Annotated in this window: 14 protein-coding genes and 2 pseudogenes; 10 read left to right on the forward strand and 6 right to left on the reverse strand. The window is 63.7% G+C overall.

Features of this window, described 5'->3' with window-relative positions:
• Positions 1–23: 23 nt before the first annotated feature.
• Positions 24–2111: a phosphate acetyltransferase gene (pta, locus tag ACTORR_RS18570; RefSeq protein WP_054887498.1), complete on the reverse strand. Its 2088-nt coding sequence runs from the start codon at positions 2109–2111 to the stop codon at positions 24–26.
• Positions 2112–2142: 31 nt separating this feature from the next.
• Positions 2143–2445: a DUF3565 domain-containing protein gene (locus ACTORR_RS18575; protein WP_313364333.1), complete on the reverse strand. Its 303-nt coding sequence runs from the start codon at positions 2443–2445 to the stop codon at positions 2143–2145.
• On the opposite strand from ACTORR_RS18575, the gene ACTORR_RS18580 reads away from it, so the two are divergent.
• The 3 genes from ACTORR_RS18580 (at position 2444) to ACTORR_RS18590 (ending at position 4784) form a co-directional block, all read left to right on the forward strand.
• Positions 2444–2929 (forward strand): FKBP-type peptidyl-prolyl cis-trans isomerase, encoded by a 486-nt coding sequence (locus ACTORR_RS18580; RefSeq protein ID WP_054887500.1) that lies wholly within the window; start codon positions 2444–2446, stop codon positions 2927–2929. The genes ACTORR_RS18575 and ACTORR_RS18580 overlap by 2 nt on opposite strands.
• 144 nt (positions 2930–3073) lie before the next feature.
• Positions 3074–3556 carry a glutathione peroxidase gene (locus ACTORR_RS18585; RefSeq protein WP_054887501.1) on the forward strand — a complete coding sequence of 161 codons (483 nt, stop codon included), beginning with the start codon at positions 3074–3076 and terminating at the stop codon, positions 3554–3556.
• Positions 3557–3680: 124 nt separating this feature from the next.
• Complete coding sequence (locus tag ACTORR_RS18590) at positions 3681–4784, forward strand: NADH:flavin oxidoreductase (RefSeq protein WP_054887502.1); 1104 nt, start codon at positions 3681–3683, stop codon at positions 4782–4784.
• Here the strand turns inward: ACTORR_RS18590 and ACTORR_RS18595 are convergent.
• Positions 4753–5967 carry a glycosyltransferase family 4 protein gene (locus tag ACTORR_RS18595; protein WP_313364332.1) on the reverse strand — a complete coding sequence of 405 codons (1215 nt, stop codon included), beginning with the start codon at positions 5965–5967 and terminating at the stop codon, positions 4753–4755. The genes ACTORR_RS18590 and ACTORR_RS18595 overlap by 32 nt on opposite strands.
• Before the next feature lie 269 nt (positions 5968–6236).
• Between ACTORR_RS18595 and ACTORR_RS18600 the strand changes: the two are divergent.
• Positions 6237–6869 (forward strand): annotated as a pseudogene (locus ACTORR_RS18600) (PAS domain-containing protein); the annotation flags it as partial.
• Between the two features lie 165 nt (positions 6870–7034).
• Positions 7035–7463: pseudogene (locus tag ACTORR_RS18605) on the forward strand (methyl-accepting chemotaxis protein); the annotation flags it as partial.
• 53 nt (positions 7464–7516) lie between these two features.
• On the opposite strand, the gene ACTORR_RS18610 reads toward ACTORR_RS18605, so the two are convergent.
• Both ACTORR_RS18610 and cysZ read right to left on the reverse strand, forming a co-directional pair.
• Entirely contained in the window at positions 7517–7906 is a 390-nt protein-coding gene (locus tag ACTORR_RS18610) for a hypothetical protein (RefSeq protein WP_099814251.1), read from the reverse strand.
• Between the two features lie 361 nt (positions 7907–8267).
• Positions 8268–8996, reverse strand: a complete 729-nt coding sequence (gene cysZ / locus ACTORR_RS18615) for a sulfate transporter CysZ (protein ID WP_054887506.1) — start codon at positions 8994–8996, stop codon at positions 8268–8270.
• Between the two features lie 311 nt (positions 8997–9307).
• Here cysZ and trxB point away from each other — a divergent pair, with 311 nt between their 5' ends.
• On the forward strand, positions 9308–10270 hold the full coding sequence (trxB, locus tag ACTORR_RS18620; protein ID WP_054887507.1) for a thioredoxin-disulfide reductase: 963 nt from the start codon (positions 9308–9310) through the stop codon (positions 10268–10270).
• A gap of 77 nt (positions 10271–10347) precedes the next feature.
• Here the strand turns inward: trxB and nadC are convergent, their stop codons facing one another.
• Positions 10348–11196, reverse strand: coding sequence for a carboxylating nicotinate-nucleotide diphosphorylase (nadC, locus tag ACTORR_RS18625; RefSeq protein WP_283723972.1), 849 nt, complete (start codon positions 11194–11196; stop codon positions 10348–10350).
• Positions 11197–11440: 244 nt separating this feature from the next.
• On the opposite strand from nadC, the gene ACTORR_RS18630 reads away from it, so the two are divergent.
• The 4 genes from ACTORR_RS18630 (at position 11441) to ACTORR_RS18645 (ending at position 16400) form a co-directional block, all read left to right on the forward strand.
• Complete coding sequence (locus tag ACTORR_RS18630; protein WP_262109866.1) at positions 11441–13585, forward strand: DUF1631 domain-containing protein; 2145 nt, start codon at positions 11441–11443, stop codon at positions 13583–13585.
• Between the two features lie 89 nt (positions 13586–13674).
• The gene (gene ampD, locus ACTORR_RS18635) at positions 13675–14247 is read left to right on the forward strand and encodes a 1,6-anhydro-N-acetylmuramyl-L-alanine amidase AmpD (protein WP_054887510.1); all 573 of its coding nucleotides are present in this window, start codon (positions 13675–13677) and stop codon (positions 14245–14247) included.
• Positions 14244–15086 (forward strand): regulatory signaling modulator protein AmpE, encoded by an 843-nt coding sequence (ampE, locus tag ACTORR_RS18640; protein ID WP_313364330.1) that lies wholly within the window; start codon positions 14244–14246, stop codon positions 15084–15086. Before ampD ends, ampE begins: the two co-directional genes overlap by 4 nt.
• Before the next feature lie 228 nt (positions 15087–15314).
• A complete protein-coding gene (locus ACTORR_RS18645; protein ID WP_409520998.1) occupies positions 15315–16400 on the forward strand; it encodes a hypothetical protein in 1086 nt (361 codons plus the stop codon).
• The last annotated feature ends 101 nt before the right edge of the window (positions 16401–16501 follow it).

Here is a 16501-nt window from a genome sequence, read left to right on the forward strand (position 1 = left end):
GTGACGGTCTGCCCTTTTGCGTTTCAGCGGATGCTGCTGGCCTGAATCGCCGTCAGGGCGATGGTATGCACGATATCGTCCACCTGCGCCCCGCGTGGCAAGTCGTTCACCGGCTTGCGCAGCCCCTGCAGCATCGGCCCCAGGCTGACCCCGTCAGTGCTGCGCTGCACCGCCTTGTGGGTGGTATTGCCGGTGTTCAGGTCAGGGAACACGAACACCGTCGCCCGCCCGGCCACCTGGCTGTGAGGGGCCAGCTGCAGAGCGACTTGCGGATTGGCGGCGGCGTCGTACTGCAGCGGCCCGTCGATCAGCAGCCCCTGCTCCGCCGCCTGCGCCAGGCGCGTGGCTTCGCGCACTTTCTCCACTTCCTCGTCACTGGCCGAATCACTGGAGTAGCTGATCATCGCTACCCGCGGTGCGATACCGAAGGCCTGTGCCGATTCGGCGCTCTGCCGGGCGATCTCGGCCAGTTCGCTGGCGCTGGGGTGCGGGTTCATCACGCAGTCGCCGTACACCAGCACCTGCTCGGGGAACAGCATGAAGAACACCGACGACACCAGGCTGGCGCCGGGTGCGGTCTTGATCAGCTGCAGGGCAGGGCGAATGGTGTTGGCGGTGGAGTGCACCAGCCCCGAGACCAGGCCATCGACCTCGTCCAGGGCCAGCATCATGGTGCCGACCACCACCGGGTCTTCCAGCTGCTGTTCAGCCATGGGCGCATTGAGGTTCTTGCTCTTGCGCAGGTTGACCATTGGCTCGACATAGCGCCCGCGAATCAGCTCGGGGTCGAGTATCTCCAGGTCCGCCGGCAGGGTGATGCCCTGGGCACGGGCCACGGCTTCGACTGCCTCAGGCTTGGCCAGCAGCACGCAACGGGCGATGCCGCGCGCCTGGCAGATCGCTGCAGCCTGCACCAGCAGCGGCTCGGCGCCCTCCGGCAGGACGATGCGCTTGTTGGCCTGTTGCGCCCGCTGGATCAGCTGGTAGCGGAACACCGCGGGCGACAGGCGCATTTCCCGTGGCGTACCGCAGCGCTGGTGCAGCCAGGCGGCGTCCAGGTGGCTGGCAACGAAGTCGGTGATGAATTCGGCGCGGTCACGGTCGTCCACCGGGATTTCGCGGTTCAGCGAGTTGAGCAGGTTGGCAGTGTCGTAGGAGCCGGTGCTGACCGACAGAATCGGCAAGCCGGCCTGCAGGGCGCCACGGCACAGGCCGAGGATGCGCGCATCGGGCTTGCTGTCACTGGTCAGCAGCAGGCCGGCCAGGGGTACGCCGTTGATCGCGGCCAGGCTCACCGCCAGGATGATGTCGTCGCGATCGCCCGGGGTCACCACCAGGGTGCCCGGTGTCAGCAGCGGTACGGTATTGGCCACGGTGCGGGCGCAGATGATGATCTTGTTCATCCGCCGCTGCTCATAGTCGCCGGCATTGAGTACCTGGGCACCAAGCAGCTCGGCCACGTCGCGGGTGCGCGGGGCGTTCAGCTCAGGCTGGTAGGGAATGCAGCCGAGCAGGCGGAAGTCGTTGCCACGCAGCAGCGGCGAGTGTTCGCGCAGGCGGGTGGCGAAGTCGGCCATGCTCTCGTCGGTGCGTACCTTGTTGAGGATCACCCCCAGTACTTTCGGGTCGCGTGGGCCACCGAACAGTTGGGCCTGCAGTTCGACCCGCCCGGACAATTCGCTGAGCACTTCGTTTTCCGGTGCCGAGACCAGGATCACTTCGGCATCGAGGCTCTTGGCCAGGTGCAGGTTGACCCGCGCCGCATAGCTGGCATGGCGCGTCGGCACCATGCCCTCGACCACCACCACGTCGTTGCCAATGCAGGCCTGCTGGTACAGGCGGATGATTTCTTCGAGCAACTCGTCCAGCTGGCCCTCGCCGAGCATGCGCTCGACATGGGCCAGGCTCAGTGGTACCGGAGGCTTGATGCCGTGGGTACGGGCGACCAGTTCGGTGGAGCGCTCGGGGCCCGTGTCGCCGGGGTGAGGCTGGGCGATCGGCTTGAAGAAGCCGACCTTGAGGCCGGCGCGCTCCAGAGTGCGGACCAGGCCCAGGCTGATGGAGGTCAGGCCGACACCAAAGTCGGTCGGCGCAATGAAAAATGTCTGCATGCGTGCTTCTCGAAATAAGCGGTGCAAGGAATCAACGGCCAAGGGTAGCGCTATCGACCCCCTGTGCGCACCAGCCGCAAGCGAATGGCTGGCCGATGCGCTCGGCACGCTGCGCGGCGTCGAGCACCCACGGGCGTGCCTGCCACGGTGGCTGGTGGCGCAGGTGCTGGGTATGGCCGCAAGACAGCTCGACTACCCAGTGGCTTTCCTCGTCCTGGTGGAAGCCGGTGATCCGACTGATGGGTCGCCCCTCGTCTGCGCTGCGGTCGCAATCGGGCGATGCCTTGGTTACACTTGTCCGCTCTACATACTTTTGCAAAAGGTCTTGCCCCATGCTGATCGCCGCCAACAAGGCTGTCTCCATCGACTATACCCTGACCAACGACGCCGGGGAGACCATCGACAGCTCCGCCGGCGGTGCGCCGCTGGTTTACCTGCACGGTGCCGCCAACATCATTCCAGGCCTGGAAAAAGCCCTGGAAGGCAAGCAAGCCGGTGACGAGCTGGACGTTGCCATCGAGCCGGAAGACGCCTACGGCGAATACCTGGCCGAGCTGGTGAGCACCCTGAACCGCAGCCTGTTCGAAGGTGTCGACCAACTGGAGGTCGGCATGCAGTTCCACGCTTCGGCGCCGGACGGCCAGATGCAGATCGTCACCATCCGCGACATCGACGGCGACGACATCACTGTCGACGGCAACCACCCACTGGCTGGCCAGCGCCTGAACTTCAAGGTCAAGGTTGTCGACGTGCGTGACGCCAGCGAAGAAGAAATCGCTCACCGTCACATCCACGGTGAAGGTGGCCATCACCACTGATTTTCTGCGCTAAGCTCAGAAAGTCGCCAGGCGCTCGGACAAGCCGGCATGCCTCCCCAACGGGAGGTGCGCGGCTTGCAAGAACGCCTTTTTAGTGGGCGCTGTTCGCCTCCTGCGGCAACCGGCAACCTGAAGGGGATCATCATGAGTGCATTTCACGACCTGACGTTGAAGGCGCTGAACGGCGAGGACCTGCCCCTGGCGCCGTTCAAGGGCCAGGTAGTGCTGGTGGTCAATGTCGCTTCCAAGTGTGGCCTGACGCCGCAATACGCCTCGCTGGAAAAGCTGCAGCAGCAGTTCAAGGGCAGGGGCTTCAATGTCCTGGGCCTTCCTTGCAACCAGTTCGCCGGCCAGGAGCCGGGCAGCGAAAAGGAAATCCAGGAGTTCTGCAGGCTGAACTACGGCGTGAGTTTCCCGCTGGGTGCCAAGCTTGAGGTCAACGGCCATGACCGCCATCAGCTGTACCGTTTGCTGGCGGGCGAGGGGGCGGAATTCCCGGGTGACATCACCTGGAACTTCGAGAAATTCCTGGTGGGCAAGGATGGGCGGGTGCTGGCGCGTTTTGCGCCGCGTACCGCACCGGATGATCCAACGGTGGTGCAGGCCATCGAGAATGCACTGAAGTGACCTGTCTGCCGGGGGTAAAGCACCCCCGGCGATAGCCCAGAATCACCCAGATCAATAATGCTGGGCCAAGCTCCGCGCTGCCCCTAACCTCAGGCGCATCTCCTCCCGCAGACGGAAGCGCCCCATGTCCAGCAACCCCTTGTTCCAACCCTTCACCCTCGGCGCGCTCGAGTTGCCGAGCCGTGTCGTCATGGCGCCCATGACCCGTACCTTCTGCCCCGGCGGCGTGCCGCACGCTGGCGTGGTCGAGTACTACCGGCGTCGTGCCGCAGCAGGCGTGGGGCTGATCATCACCGAGGGCACCACGGTCGGGCACAGGGCAGCCAACGGTTACCCCAATGTGCCGCGCTTCCACGGTGAGGATGCCCTGGCAGGCTGGAAGCAGGTGGTCGACGCCGTTCATGCCGAAGGGGGCCGTATCGTGCCGCAGCTGTGGCATGTGGGCATGGTACGCCGCCTGGGCACCGAGCCGGACGCCAACGTGCCAGGGTACGGGCCGAGCGAGAAGGTCAAGGACGGCCAGGTGCTGGTGCATGGCATGACCCGTGACGATATTCGCGAGGTAATCGCCGCGTTCGCCCAGGCGGCCCGCGATGCCAAGGCCATCGGCATGGATGGCGTGGAGATCCATGGCGCCCACGGCTACCTCATCGACCAGTTCTTCTGGGACGCCAGCAACCGTCGCAGCGACGAATATGGCGGTGACCTGGCCGCCCGTTCGCGCTTCGCCATCGAGCTGATCCAGGCCGTGCGCGCTGCCGTGGGGCCGGACTTCCCGATCATCTTCCGTTTCTCGCAGTGGAAGCAGCAGGACTACAGCGCACGCTTGGTGGAAACCCCGCAAGCACTGGCGGCGTTCCTTGAACCGCTGTCGGCGGCCGGTGTGGATATTTTCCACTGCTCGACCCGACGCTTCTGGGAGCCAGAGTTCGAAGGCTCCGAGCTGAACCTGGCCGGCTGGACCCGCACGCTCACGGGCAAACCGACCATCACCGTCGGCAGCGTAGGGCTCGATGGTGAGTTCCTGCAGTTCATGGTCGCTACCGACAAGGTGGCCAAACCGGCCAGCCTGGAAGGCTTGCTGCGCCGTCTGGGCGATGAAGAGTTCGACCTTGTGGCGGTTGGCCGTGCCCTGCTGGTGGATGCCGAATGGGCGCAGAAGGTACGCGAAGGGCGTGAAGCGGATGTGCTGCCGTTCAGCCGCGAGGCGTTGACGACCTTGGCTTGATCGCCAGCGCGACGCCTGCCGGCTGGCTGCCGGCAGGTGCCGTGTGACAGGCATTGAACAGGTGCGACTCGAACTGCTCGACGATCGCCGGCCAGCCTTGGCGGCTGGCGTGCTGACGTGCGTTCAGGCGCACTCGGCGCAGGGTTTCGTTTTCTTCCAGCAGCCAGCAGGCGGCGTCGATGAATGCGCACTGGTCGCCAGGCATGGCCAGCGCGCCGCTGTGGCCATGGCGGATGTGCTGGGCTGCGGCGGCCTCATCGTAGGCGACCACGGCCAGGCCCGAAGCCATGGCTTCGAGCACCACATTGCCAAAGGTTTCGGTCAGGCTCGGGAACAGGAACAGGTCGCCGCTGGCGTAATGTTCGGCCAACGCTTCGCCGCGCTGGGCGCCGCAGAACACCGCATCGGGCATCTGCTGCTCGAGGGCCGCCCGCTGCGGGCCATCACCCACCACCACCAGGCGCAGGCGCCGCTGTGGGTGAGTGTTCTGCAAGGCTTGCAGGCAGGGCTGCAACAGTGTCAGGTTCTTTTCCGCTGCCAGTCGCCCGACGTGCAGCACAGCGATGTCGTCCGCGTCGAGCCCCCAGTTGTCCCGTAGCGCCTGGCTGCGCTTGGCCGGGTTGAACAGGCCGGCATCCACGCCCCGGGCCATCAGGGCCAGGCGCTCGAACCCACGGCGTTCCAGCTCCAGGCGCTGGCTCACGCTGGGCACCAGGGTGGCGGCGGTGCGCCGATGGAACCAGCGCAGGTAGTGGGTCAGCAGGCGCGCCAGCAGGCCTAGGCCGTATTGCCCGGAATACTGCGGGAAATTGGTGTGAAAGCCGCTGACCACGGCAACGTCCAGGCGCCGCGCGGCGCGCAGGGCGCTGAGGCCCAATGGCCCTTCGGTAGCGATGTACAGCACGTCCGGACGTTGCCGGCGCCAGCGGCGCAGCAGCTTGTGCATCGACACTTCGCCCCACTGCAGGCCGGGGTATCCGGGCAATGCCCAGCCTCGGCAGAGCAATAGCCCCTGGTCATCATCCGCCTGTACCTCGTTGGCTTGCCGTGGGCGCACGATCTCCACCTGGTGGCCACGCTGTCGCAAACCTTCGCTGAGGCGGCCAAGGGTATTGGCCACGCCGTTGATTTCGGGTGGGAAGGTTTCGCTGACAAGGCAAATGCGTAGGGCAGGTGTATTCATGAGAAAAAGTGTCCGCCTGCTGCATTGCGCTCACATGACAGCCTTGTGACGCGCAGATGACGGCCGATTTTCGGCTGTTTGTCGTGTGTGAATATTTCTTTGCAGCGCGCTCAAGCCGCTCGCGGCGCAGCCGATGAAGATGCATCCGAATCGGTCTGATGCGCTCCGGGAGTGCGGTGATGTTCAACAGCAAGCTCAAGAAAGAAATCCAGCAACTGCGCGAAGAGCTGATGGCCGTCGAGCAGGTCAAAAGCAGCCTCGACAGCGAGATGCTGGTGCTGCAGCTCGACCCCCAGGGGCGCATCGAGCAGGTCAACGGCAATTTCGAGAGCGAGATGCTCTACCGTGCCGAGCAATTGATTGGGCGCAACATTGAAGAGATCGTGCCGACCCACGTGAAGAAGCTCGACTTCTACCAGCGCATGAAAAACGCCATTACCCGTGGCGAGCACCTCAATGGCGCGTTCCGCCTGCTGCGCGGCAATGGTGAAGAAGCCTGGCTGCGCTCCATCCTGCAGCCGGTAAAGACTGTCGACGGGCGGATCAGGCATTTTTCCATGCACTCCAGCGACCTGACCCGCACCATCGAGACCTCGCGTGAGCACGAGAGCCTGATCAAGGCGCTGATGCGCTCCACCGCGGTGATCGAGTTCAACCTCGACGGCGAGGTGTTGACCGCCAACGACCGCTTCCTGCAGACGGTGGGCTACAGCCTCGAGCAGGTGCGTGGCAAGCATCACCGCATGTTCTGTGAGCCGGCTGAAGTCAATTCGACAGCTTACCAGGCGTTCTGGGACAGGCTACGCCGGGGCGAGTACGTGGCCGATCGCTTCAAGCGGATCGACGCCCATGGGCGCACCATCTGGCTGGAGGCTTCCTACAACCCGATCTTCGATGCCCATGACGTGCTGTACAAGGTGGTCAAGTTCGCCACCGTGATCACCGAACAGGTCAATCAGGAGCTGGCCGTAGCCCAGGCTGCCGACATTGCCTACAACACCTCCCTGGAAACCGACAACAGCGCCCGCAAAGCCACCGATGTGGTGACTCAGACCGTCGACGTGATGCGTGGGCTGGAAGGCTCCATGCAGGATGCAGCCGACGGCATCCAGGCTCTGGACCGGCAGTCCAAGGTGATTGGCGCCATCATCAAGACCATCAGCGACATCGCCGGGCAGACCAACCTGCTGGCGCTCAACGCCGCCATCGAAGCCGCCCGTGCCGGCGAGCAGGGCCGTGGCTTCGCTGTGGTCGCCGACGAAGTGCGTCAGCTGGCGTCGCGCACCAGCAGCGCCACCGAAGAGATCGCCAAGGTGGTGCAGCAGAACGAACAGCTCGCCCAGGCGGCGGTAGACATCATCGACACCAGCAAGCGCCAGGCCGAACAGGGGCTGGCGTTGGCCGCGGATACCGGTGGGGTGATCGTCGAGATCCAGGAGGGGGCGAAGAAGGTGGTGGATGCGGTGGGGCAGTTTTCCAGCCAGCTGAGCCACTGATAACGGCTCAAGAGGGCAAAGGGCCCAGGCTGGCCCTTTGCTCAGGGTGAAGGTCAATCGGCCTGTTCGGTTTGCTTGATGTGCTGGTAGACGGTCGAGACTGCGTTTTGGACAGCTGCCCGATCGAAGTCCTCACGAACATCCTTCCAAGCCCCAAGACGATTGGTGTAGATACATTCGCCAGGGCCGATAATGGGGGCTTTATTATCCACTACTGCATCGACCAGACGGTCCACCAGTGATAGGTCGTAGTGGGGCGTGTCGCAGTAGGTTTGCACGGTGACGCAGTGCAAGTTCTCGATTGGCTCATGAATGCCATTGGCTTGCAGAGCCTCACGCAGCCGCCACTTTACTCGCTGCTCGGCGATTTTTTTGACCTGATCTTGTTCTGGGATTGCTGCAAGTTCAATGAAGTCTTTCGATTTGACGTCTGTGAATTCCATCTTTGATCTCCAGTGGTTTGAAGGCCACGACGGTGCGGCCTTGGGCACATTGGAGTTCGAACAGAGCTGATGCAGGTGTTACATATCTGCTACGCACTACCGCCGACAGGATCAACGCCTAAATAAAGTGGCTGCTGATTGAAGTAACAAGCAGAGCCTTATGTCGAAAGTTTTTAGATCAGACGTTCGGATCCATTTTCAGCATGCGCTTGAATGTATCTTCATATTTATATACCGCCTGGCCTGTTTACACGGCTGCATTTCATGGGCCCTGGGCATGTGGAAGTCGTGATGCCCAGTTTTCGAACTTCTGATTTGAATAGAACGCTGTGTAAGGGGCTGTCGGCAGCCCCTCGCTCGATTAGTTGCGCTCGCGCACCCAGAACAACGTAGCCCCCGCCACTGCCGCCGGCATCATCAGCACGTTCACCCCCGGAATGAGCAACGCCAGGTAGGTAATCCCGCCAAACCCCATCGACTGCCAGCGTTTCTGCCGCAGCCAGGCGAGCATGTCCTGCCAGCTCATCTTGTTGTTGTCCGCCGGGTAGTCGATGTACTGGATGGCCATCATCCACACGCCGAACACCAGCCACAGCGGTGCGGCGATCACGTTGACCACCGGGATCAGCGACAGGATGAACAGACCAATGGCCCGTGGCAGGAAATAGCCGAGCTTGCGCATCTCGCGGCCGAAGGTGCGTGGCACCATGGCCACCAGCTCACCCCAGCTGAACGCCGGAAACGGGTCCTGGCCGCGCACCACCACTTCGACCTTTTCCGCGAGAAAGCCATTGAACGGCGCAGCGATCACGTTGGCCACCAGGGTGAAGGTGAAGAACACCATCAGCACCAGCAAGGCGACGAACAGTGGCCATAGAATGTAGGAAAGGAAGCTCAGCCAGCTTGGCAGGGTCGGCATCAGGGCGTCGAGCCACAGGCTGAACTCGTGGCCGGCGAAGTAGATCAGGCCGCCAAACAGCAGCAGGTTGATCGCCAGCGGCAGCAGCACGAACATCCGCAGGTTGGGGCTCAGCACCAGTTTCAGGCCTTCGCGCAGGTACTGGGGGCCGGAGAGGACATGGGCTTGCATCGGGACACTCCGCAGAGAAGGGAAAACGCGCTGACCTTACCGAGTTTGCCGCGCCGACGAAAGGCAGGCGCACATGAAGAAACCGGCTGTAACAAATGGGGCAGTGCCGTTGGCCGAGCTGAATTTGCCAGATAGAGGATGCCTATGAGGTGGATTGTCGAAGGATATTTCCTTACTCTCTGCCACCTCGCTACAGTGCGCTCAACTTTCCGCTTTCCGGGCCTGCGCGTTGTAGCCTTCCCCAAGTGCTGCGTGGGTCCTTTTTAATTTCCAGCTGGCGGCCCTTGTGGCCCGCCCGACAGGAGTTCGACATGTCTGAAGTACGTCATTCGCGCGTCATCATCCTCGGTTCCGGCCCTGCCGGTTACAGCGCTGCGGTCTACGCCGCCCGCGCCAACCTCAAGCCACTGCTGATCACCGGCATGCAGGCGGGTGGCCAGCTGACCACCACCACCGAAGTCGACAACTGGCCGGGTGACCCCCATGGCCTGACCGGCCCGGCCCTGATGCAGCGCATGCAGGAACATGCCGAGCGTTTCGAGACCGAGATCGTCTTCGACCACATCAATGCCGTCGACCTGGCCAAAAAGCCGTTCACCCTGGTGGGTGACAGCGGCCAGTACACCTGCGATGCACTGATCATCGCCACTGGCGCCAGCGCCCGTTACCTGGGCCTGCCGTCGGAAGAAGCGTTCATGGGCAAGGGCGTTTCGGCCTGCGCCACCTGCGACGGTTTCTTCTACCGCAACAAGCCGGTCGCCGTGGTCGGCGGCGGCAACACTGCCGTGGAAGAAGCCCTGTACCTGGCCAACATCGCCAGCAAGGTGACCTTGGTGCACCGCCGTGAAACCTTCCGCGCCGAGAAGATCCTGGTCGACAAGCTCAACGCCCGTGTCGCCGAAGGCAAGATCGAGCTCAAGCTCAACGCCACCCTGGATGAAGTGCTGGGTGACAACATGGGTGTGACCGGTGCGCGCCTGAAGAACAACGACGGCAGCAGCGACGAAATCAAGGTCGACGGCGTGTTCATCGCCATTGGCCACACCCCGAACACCTCGCTGTTCGAAGGCCAGCTGACCCTCAAGGACGGCTACCTGGTGGTCAACGGCGGCCGTGAAGGCAACGCCACCGCCACCAACGTCGAAGGTGTATTCGCTGCGGGCGACGTGGCCGACCACGTTTACCGTCAGGCCATCACCTCGGCTGGCGCTGGCTGCATGGCGGCACTGGACGTCGAGCGTTACCTGGACGGCCTGGCCAACGCCTCGTTCTAAGCTGATATCGCCAGGGGCGCAAAGCGCCCCCACAAAAAACCGGCCAATTGGCCGGTTTTTTCATGCCTGCGATTCGCTCACAGGCTCAGTCGCATCGACAAGTCCACGGCCTTCACATCCTTGGTCATGGCGCCAATCGAGATGTAGTCGACGCCGGTCTCGGCAATCACCCGCAGGGTGGTTTCGTTGACCCCGCCACTGGCTTCCAGCTTGGCCTTGCCCGCGGTGATACGCACAGCCTCGCGCATCTCGTCCAGAGTCAGCTCGTCGAGCATGATGATGTCCGCGCCCGCATTCAGCGCCTGGCGCAGTTCATCCAGGCTTTCCACTTCGATTTCCACCGGCTTGCCGGGGGCGATGCGGTGCGCTGCGGCCACGGCTTCGGCCACGCCACCGCTGGCGGCAATGTGGTTTTCCTTGATCAGGAAGGCATCGTACAGGCCGATGCGATGGTTGTGGCAACCGCCGCAGGTGACCGCGTACTTCTGCGCCAGGCGCAGGCCCGGCAGGGTCTTGCGGGTGTCGAGCAGCTGCACCTGGGTGCCTTCGACCAGGTCGGCGAGCAAGCGCGCGCGAGTGGCCACACCCGACAGCAGCTGCAGGAAGTTCAGCGCGCTGCGCTCGCCGCTGAGCAGCGAACGTGCGGGGCCCTCGAGGTGGAACAGCGGCTGATTGGCGGTGGCGCGCTCGCCATCGGCAACCTGCCAGTGCACCGCCACGCGCGGGTCGAGCTGACGGAACACGGCATCGACCCAGGCGGTGCCGGCGATCACGCAGTCTTCGCGGGTGATGATGGTGGCCTTGGCCAGGCGCTCGGCCGGGATCAGCTGCGCGGTAATGTCGCCACTGCCGATGTCTTCCAGCAGTGCGCGGCGCACATTGGCTTCGATCTCGGCGGTCAGGTCGGCAAGGCGTAGGTTCGGCATGGTCGGCTCCACAAGCTAGGTGCCGGCGATTATAGGGCAGGGGGGCGGCGCCGTGTACAACTGCCGTGCGGGCGACCTTTGGTCAGGCCGCGTGAGCATTTGCCTGAAACCGCGGTCATTAATCGGCCAGTGAAGAGTGCTGGCAGCTTTCGGCATTTTTATCGATAATGGCGCCCAACATTTGGCGTCATAGCTTTGACGATTTCTCGCCGTATCGATTACGTCACCCAGCAAGGAGTCCGGGATGCAAAAAGAAGGCAAGGTGGTGCCCCTCTCGGCCGCCATCGATCGGGGCGCTCGCACGCCTTTGCCTTGCCTCCCGGTGTTGCTCCTGCAGGTGCGTGACAAGGCCGCGCTGCAAATGCGTCAGGGCTTGCAGGCGCTGTTCGACAATGCCGACGATACGCTGTTCGAAATGGCCGATCGGGCGGTGGACCGGTTCGACCAGAACCTCTACTTCGAGGCCATGCGCGACCTGCGCCTGAAGCGCAAGCACATCGAACGCGGCTTTCTCGACATCTTCTACGACACCTTCGCCCGGATCGGCCAGTTCGACCCGCTGGGCCAGATGGCGGCGAAAACCAAAGCGCAAAAGGAGCGTACCGCTGCTGTCGATGGCATGGTTGCCCGCGTGCTGTCGCGCGACGGCGTCGCCCTCGAGCAATTGGGCCAGCGTTTGCAATGCCTGCTCTTGCGCAGCTTCGACGAACAGCAGAACCCGTTCGGGCCTGCTGCACTGTGTGGTTACTTCCTCGATGCCGGGCGCAACTTGGGCGTCGGCCTGCGGGTCAAGCTGATTCTCCTGAAGCTGTTCGAGCGTTATGTGCTGCGTGACGTCGACGTGCTTTATGCAGAAGCCAACCAGTTGCTGGCCGCTGCGGGCGTGATGCCCGAGCTGCAGGCGGCACCGCGGCGGCGCGCCGAGGACCGCCGCCTGGGTACACGACGCGTGTCGGCCAACCTCGAGGCCGATGCGATGGGCGCTGACAGTGCCGGGCAGGCTTTCATGCGGTCGCTGGAAGGGCTGCTGGCCCCCTGCAGAGGCCGTGTTGCTCCTCGCCTGCAAGCCGCCACCGCCGCCCAGCCGATCAGTACTGCCGACCTGCTGCGCCTGCTTTCGCACCTGCAGCACTACGTGCCGGCAACGACCGACGATGACGACTTCGACCTGGACCAGCAGCTTGAACAGCTGCTGCTGCGGGTCAGCGTGCGCAGTGGCACCCGCCGGCGCATCGCCTGCGCCGACGAGGACACGATCAACCTGGTCGGCCTGCTGTTCGCCTGCATCGCTGCCGACGACAACCTGCCGCAGAGCCTGCGCGCACTGATCGTTCGCTTGCATATTCCGCTGCTCAAGGTAGCGCTGCTGGACAAAAGCCTGTTCAGCCGCGCCAGCCACCCGGCGCGGCGCCTGCTCAACGAAATCGCCGCTGCTGCGATCGGCTGGGAAACCGGCAGCGAAGGCATGCGCGATAGCTTGCATCTGCGCGTGGAGCGCATCGTCCAGCGCTTGCTCAACGATTTCACCGAAGACACCATGCTGTTCGCCGAGCTGCTCGATGATTTCCTCGCCTTCAGCCAGGACGAGCGCCGGCGCAACGAGCTGCTCGAGCAGCGCACACGCGATGCTGAAGAAGGACGCGCCCGTGCCTTGCAGGCACGTCAGCAAGTGCAGCAAGCGCTCAACCAGCGTCTGCGCGGGCGCACCCTGCCGCAGGGGGTGGTGCACATGCTGGTGCACGCCTGGAGCCAGGTACTGTTGATGGCCTGGCTCAAGCAGGGCCAAGCGTCCCCAGCCTGGCAGCAGGGGCTGGAGACAATGGATACCTTGCTTGCCAGCATCGCCCCGCATCAGCAGCCGCAGGTGTTGTTGCAGCAAGTGCCTGGCCTGCTCAAGGCCCTGCGTGACGGCCTGGCCAGCGTGGCGCTGGACTCGGCTGCCACCCGCGAGTTCTTCCTGCAACTGGAGCAACTGCACTTGCGTGCCTGCGCGGGGGCCGACCAGCCAGCCGGCAGTGGTGAACTGGCTGAAGTGCTGGTGGCCGAGGACATCGTGCTGGCCATCGCCGAGGAGTCCGTCTGCGCACCGCTGCTTCAACGCGATGAGCAAGCGCCAGAGCTGCGCCTGGTGCAGCGCCTGCGGATCGGTACCTGGGTGGAAATGCTCGATGACGACGAGCCGCTGCGCTGCAAGCTGGTGGCGCGCATCGACAGCAGCGACCGGCTGGTCTTCGCCAACCGCACCGGGATGAAGGTGCGCGAATGGAACACGGTCGGCCTGGCGCAAGCCCTGCGCCGAGGCGAGGCGCGGTTGCTGGATGATGGCCTGCTGTTCGAGCGGGCCCTGGAAACCGTACTCGAAGGCCTGCGTCAGCAACAGGTGAATTGAGCCGACGGCATTACAATCATTCACATGCACTGCGGCCCATGCGCAGGGCATACTGCGGCTCTGTACCGGCGCTTTTCAGGATCTGCCCCATGCAATTGGACCGTGCCACTGGCTGGTTCCACGGAATCGGAATCACTCACTGCCCTTCACCGAACTTCAATGCCCGCCCGGAGGGTGAAGCGATTTCCCTGCTGGTGATCCACAACATCAGCCTGCCGCCAGCCTGCTTCGGTAGCGGCAAGGTGCAGCAATTCTTCCAGAACCGCCTGGATCCTGATGAACACCCGTACTTCGCCAGCATCAGCCACCTGACGGTGTCGGCGCACCTGTTCGTCGAACGCGACGGTGCGGTGACTCAGTTCGTGTCGCTGCTCGACCGCGCCTGGCATGCCGGTGTATCCAGTTTCGACGGGCGTGAGGGCTGCAACGACTTTTCCATCGGTATCGAGCTGGAAGGTACCGACGACCTGCCCTATACAGATGCCCAGTATGCGGTGCTGAAGCATCTGACCCGGCAGATCCAGGCCGCCTGGCCGGTGATCGACCTTGACCGTATCCAGGGCCACTGCGATATCGCTCCGGTGCGCAAGACCGACCCCGGCCCGGCGTTCGACTGGGCGCGTTACCGCAAGGCGGTGAAGGACAACGAGGACGACGCATGAGCTTTCTGGTGCTGTTACTGGCGCTGTGGATAGAGAAGTTTTCTGCCCTGCGCCATCAGGTGCAACGGGACGGGTTCTTCCTGGGCGAGCTGGTGCGCCTGGAGCGCAGCGGCAAGGTGCATCCCGGGTGGACGCTGGCGGTCCTGGTGCTGGCACCGGTGGCGCTGCTGGTGCTGTTGCTGCACGTGCTGGACCCTGTGGCCTATGGCTTGCTGGCCCTGCCGGTGCACCTGCTGGTGCTGATCTATAGCCTGGGGCGTGGCGATGCCAAGGGTTCCCTGGGGCCGTTTCGCGATGCCTGGCGGCGTGGCGACGACCAGGCCGCGCTGCATGTGGCCGAACGTGACCTGGGCCTGGCGGCCGACGAGCCGCACAGCTTGCTGGTCCGTGTGCAGGGTTACCTGTTGTGGCAGGCCTACCAGAGCTTTTTCGCGGTGATCTTCTGGTACTTCGTGCTTGGCCCAGGCGCGGCCCTGGCCTACCGCCTGCTGGCGTTGACGGGCGAGCATAGCCGCCAGCCTGCGCTCAAGGCCCGTGCCGAACAGTTGCGGCACATCATGGACTGGCTGCCGGTACGCGTGCTGACCCTGAGCTTCGCGCTGGTCGGCAACTTCGTTGCGGTGATGCGGGTGATGCTGCACGAGTTGCTCAACTGGCACATCAGCGCCGGGCACCTGGTGGCCAGGGTCGGGCGCATCGCCGATGACGTTGCCGATGACAACCCCAGGGAACAAGACCCACAACGCGGCCTGGGGCGGCTGGACAGCCTGTGGGACTTGCTGCTGCGCTGCGCGGTGTTGTGGTATGCAGGGTTTGCCCTGTGGACAGTGCTGGTGTAGGAGCGGCCTTGTGTCGCGAAAGGGCTGCAAAGCAGCCCCAGGTTTTCAGCGTCAACGCACAAATTGCAGGGGCCGCGTTGCGGCCCTTTCGCGACACAAGGCCGCTCCTACAAAGAGGGCGCTGCTAGCTGTTGATTAACCTTAAGTTACAAACCTCCGATTCGATCTGCGTTATACAGGTGGCCGAGTGCTATCTCTGCAGAACAACAAGAATCCATGGAGGTGCCCGTGAAGCGTCTGCTCTACCCGGCCATCGCATTGATGAATCGGCTGAGCTTCGGCCAGAAGTTCAGCCTCATCAGCGTCCTGTTCTTCCTGCCCATGCTGGCCACCAGCTTTTATCTGGTGCGCGATGCCTACCATCAGTTCCATGCCACCCGCGTCGAGTTGCAGGGCATTGCCCCGCTGGCGGACAGCCTGTCCCTGCGCGCCGACCTGGAAGCGCTGGGCAACCTGTTGCAGATCAATGCCGTGCTCGGCCAGTCGGGCCAGGCCGGGGATGTAGAAACGCAAATCGCAGCGCTGCAGGACCAGCTCCAGGCACAGTTGCACAGGCTGCAAGGCGATGAGGCGGTGCCGCCAGACAAGCTCGAAGAGTTGACTGCGGCATTTGTCGCCGCCCGGTCAGAGTCTTCGTTGCAGAGCAAGGCGGCCCTGTTCGACAAGCTGCAGGCCCAGGGCCAGCTGCTGGGCAAGCAGGTGGCCAGCCAGGCTGGCTTGAGCCAGGACCGCCAGGCTTCGGTACGCCAGTTGAGCGAACTGCTCGGGGGCGCCACGGCGCAGGTTACCCAGACGCTCGGAGAGGGCAGGGCCCTCGGCGCCATTGCGCTGGGAAGGGGGTTCATCGATTCCTCGGGCAGCGCCCGTTTCGAAGATGTGCTGCAACGCCTGGAGCGTCTTGCGGCAGATTATGCCCTGCGCCTGAACGACGCCCTGGCCACGGACCCCGGCGCTACAGCGGCTTTAAAGGTCGCAGCGCAAGCCAGCCAGGCGACACTCAAACAGGCCGCGGCGTTGTTCGAAGAGCAAGTGGTCGTGGCGCAGACCCTCGATGCCCCATGGCCGGGGTTCTATCAGCAGGTCAGCGAGCTGATGACACAGACGTATCGCCTGAATGATGCCGTACTCGGGCATCTGCAGGCGCAGCTTCAGCAACGCTTGGCCGAGCAACGCTTGCGCATGCTTGCCCTGGGCGCGGTCCTGGCCGGTGTTTTCGTGTTGATCCTGTATTTGTACGGCGGTTTTTATGTCTCGACCCGGGCAACCCTGCGCCGCCTGGGGGGGCCATGGACAAAGTGGCGGCGGGCGACATGACGGTCAGCTTCCAGGCGCACAGCCGTGATGAACTGGGTGAACTGGGCCAGGGTTTCAGCGAAACCGTGCGGCGTATCCGCAGCCTGATCGACCAGGTCGGG

The sequence above is a fragment of the Pseudomonas sp. SAR267 genome (genome assembly GCF_052077595.1).
GTDB classification, from domain to species: Bacteria; Pseudomonadota; Gammaproteobacteria; order Pseudomonadales; family Pseudomonadaceae; genus Aquipseudomonas; species Aquipseudomonas vlassakiae.

Bases quoted from the DNA above. Each gene is read 5' to 3' on its own strand.
- pta (WP_054887498.1), bottom strand. From the start codon at position 2,111: ATGCAGACATTTTTCATTGCGCCGACCGACTTTGGTGTCGGCCTGACC.
- ACTORR_RS18580 (WP_054887500.1), top strand. From the start codon at position 2,444: ATGCTGATCGCCGCCAACAAGGCTGTCTCCATCGACTATACCCTGACC.
- ACTORR_RS18575 (WP_313364333.1), bottom strand. From the start codon at position 2,445: ATGGGGCAAGACCTTTTGCAAAAGTATGTAGAGCGGACAAGTGTAACC.
- ACTORR_RS18585 (WP_054887501.1), top strand. From the start codon at position 3,074: ATGAGTGCATTTCACGACCTGACGTTGAAGGCGCTGAACGGCGAGGAC.
- ACTORR_RS18590 (WP_054887502.1), top strand. From the start codon at position 3,681: ATGTCCAGCAACCCCTTGTTCCAACCCTTCACCCTCGGCGCGCTCGAG.
- ACTORR_RS18595 (WP_313364332.1), bottom strand. From the start codon at position 5,967: ATGAATACACCTGCCCTACGCATTTGCCTTGTCAGCGAAACCTTCCCA.
- ACTORR_RS18610 (WP_099814251.1), bottom strand. From the start codon at position 7,906: ATGGAATTCACAGACGTCAAATCGAAAGACTTCATTGAACTTGCAGCA.
- cysZ (WP_054887506.1), bottom strand. From the start codon at position 8,996: ATGCAAGCCCATGTCCTCTCCGGCCCCCAGTACCTGCGCGAAGGCCTG.
- trxB (WP_054887507.1), top strand. From the start codon at position 9,308: ATGTCTGAAGTACGTCATTCGCGCGTCATCATCCTCGGTTCCGGCCCT.
- nadC (WP_283723972.1), bottom strand. From the start codon at position 11,196: ATGCCGAACCTACGCCTTGCCGACCTGACCGCCGAGATCGAAGCCAAT.
- ACTORR_RS18630 (WP_262109866.1), top strand. From the start codon at position 11,441: ATGCAAAAAGAAGGCAAGGTGGTGCCCCTCTCGGCCGCCATCGATCGG.
- ampD (WP_054887510.1), top strand. From the start codon at position 13,675: ATGCAATTGGACCGTGCCACTGGCTGGTTCCACGGAATCGGAATCACT.
- ampE (WP_313364330.1), top strand. From the start codon at position 14,244: ATGAGCTTTCTGGTGCTGTTACTGGCGCTGTGGATAGAGAAGTTTTCT.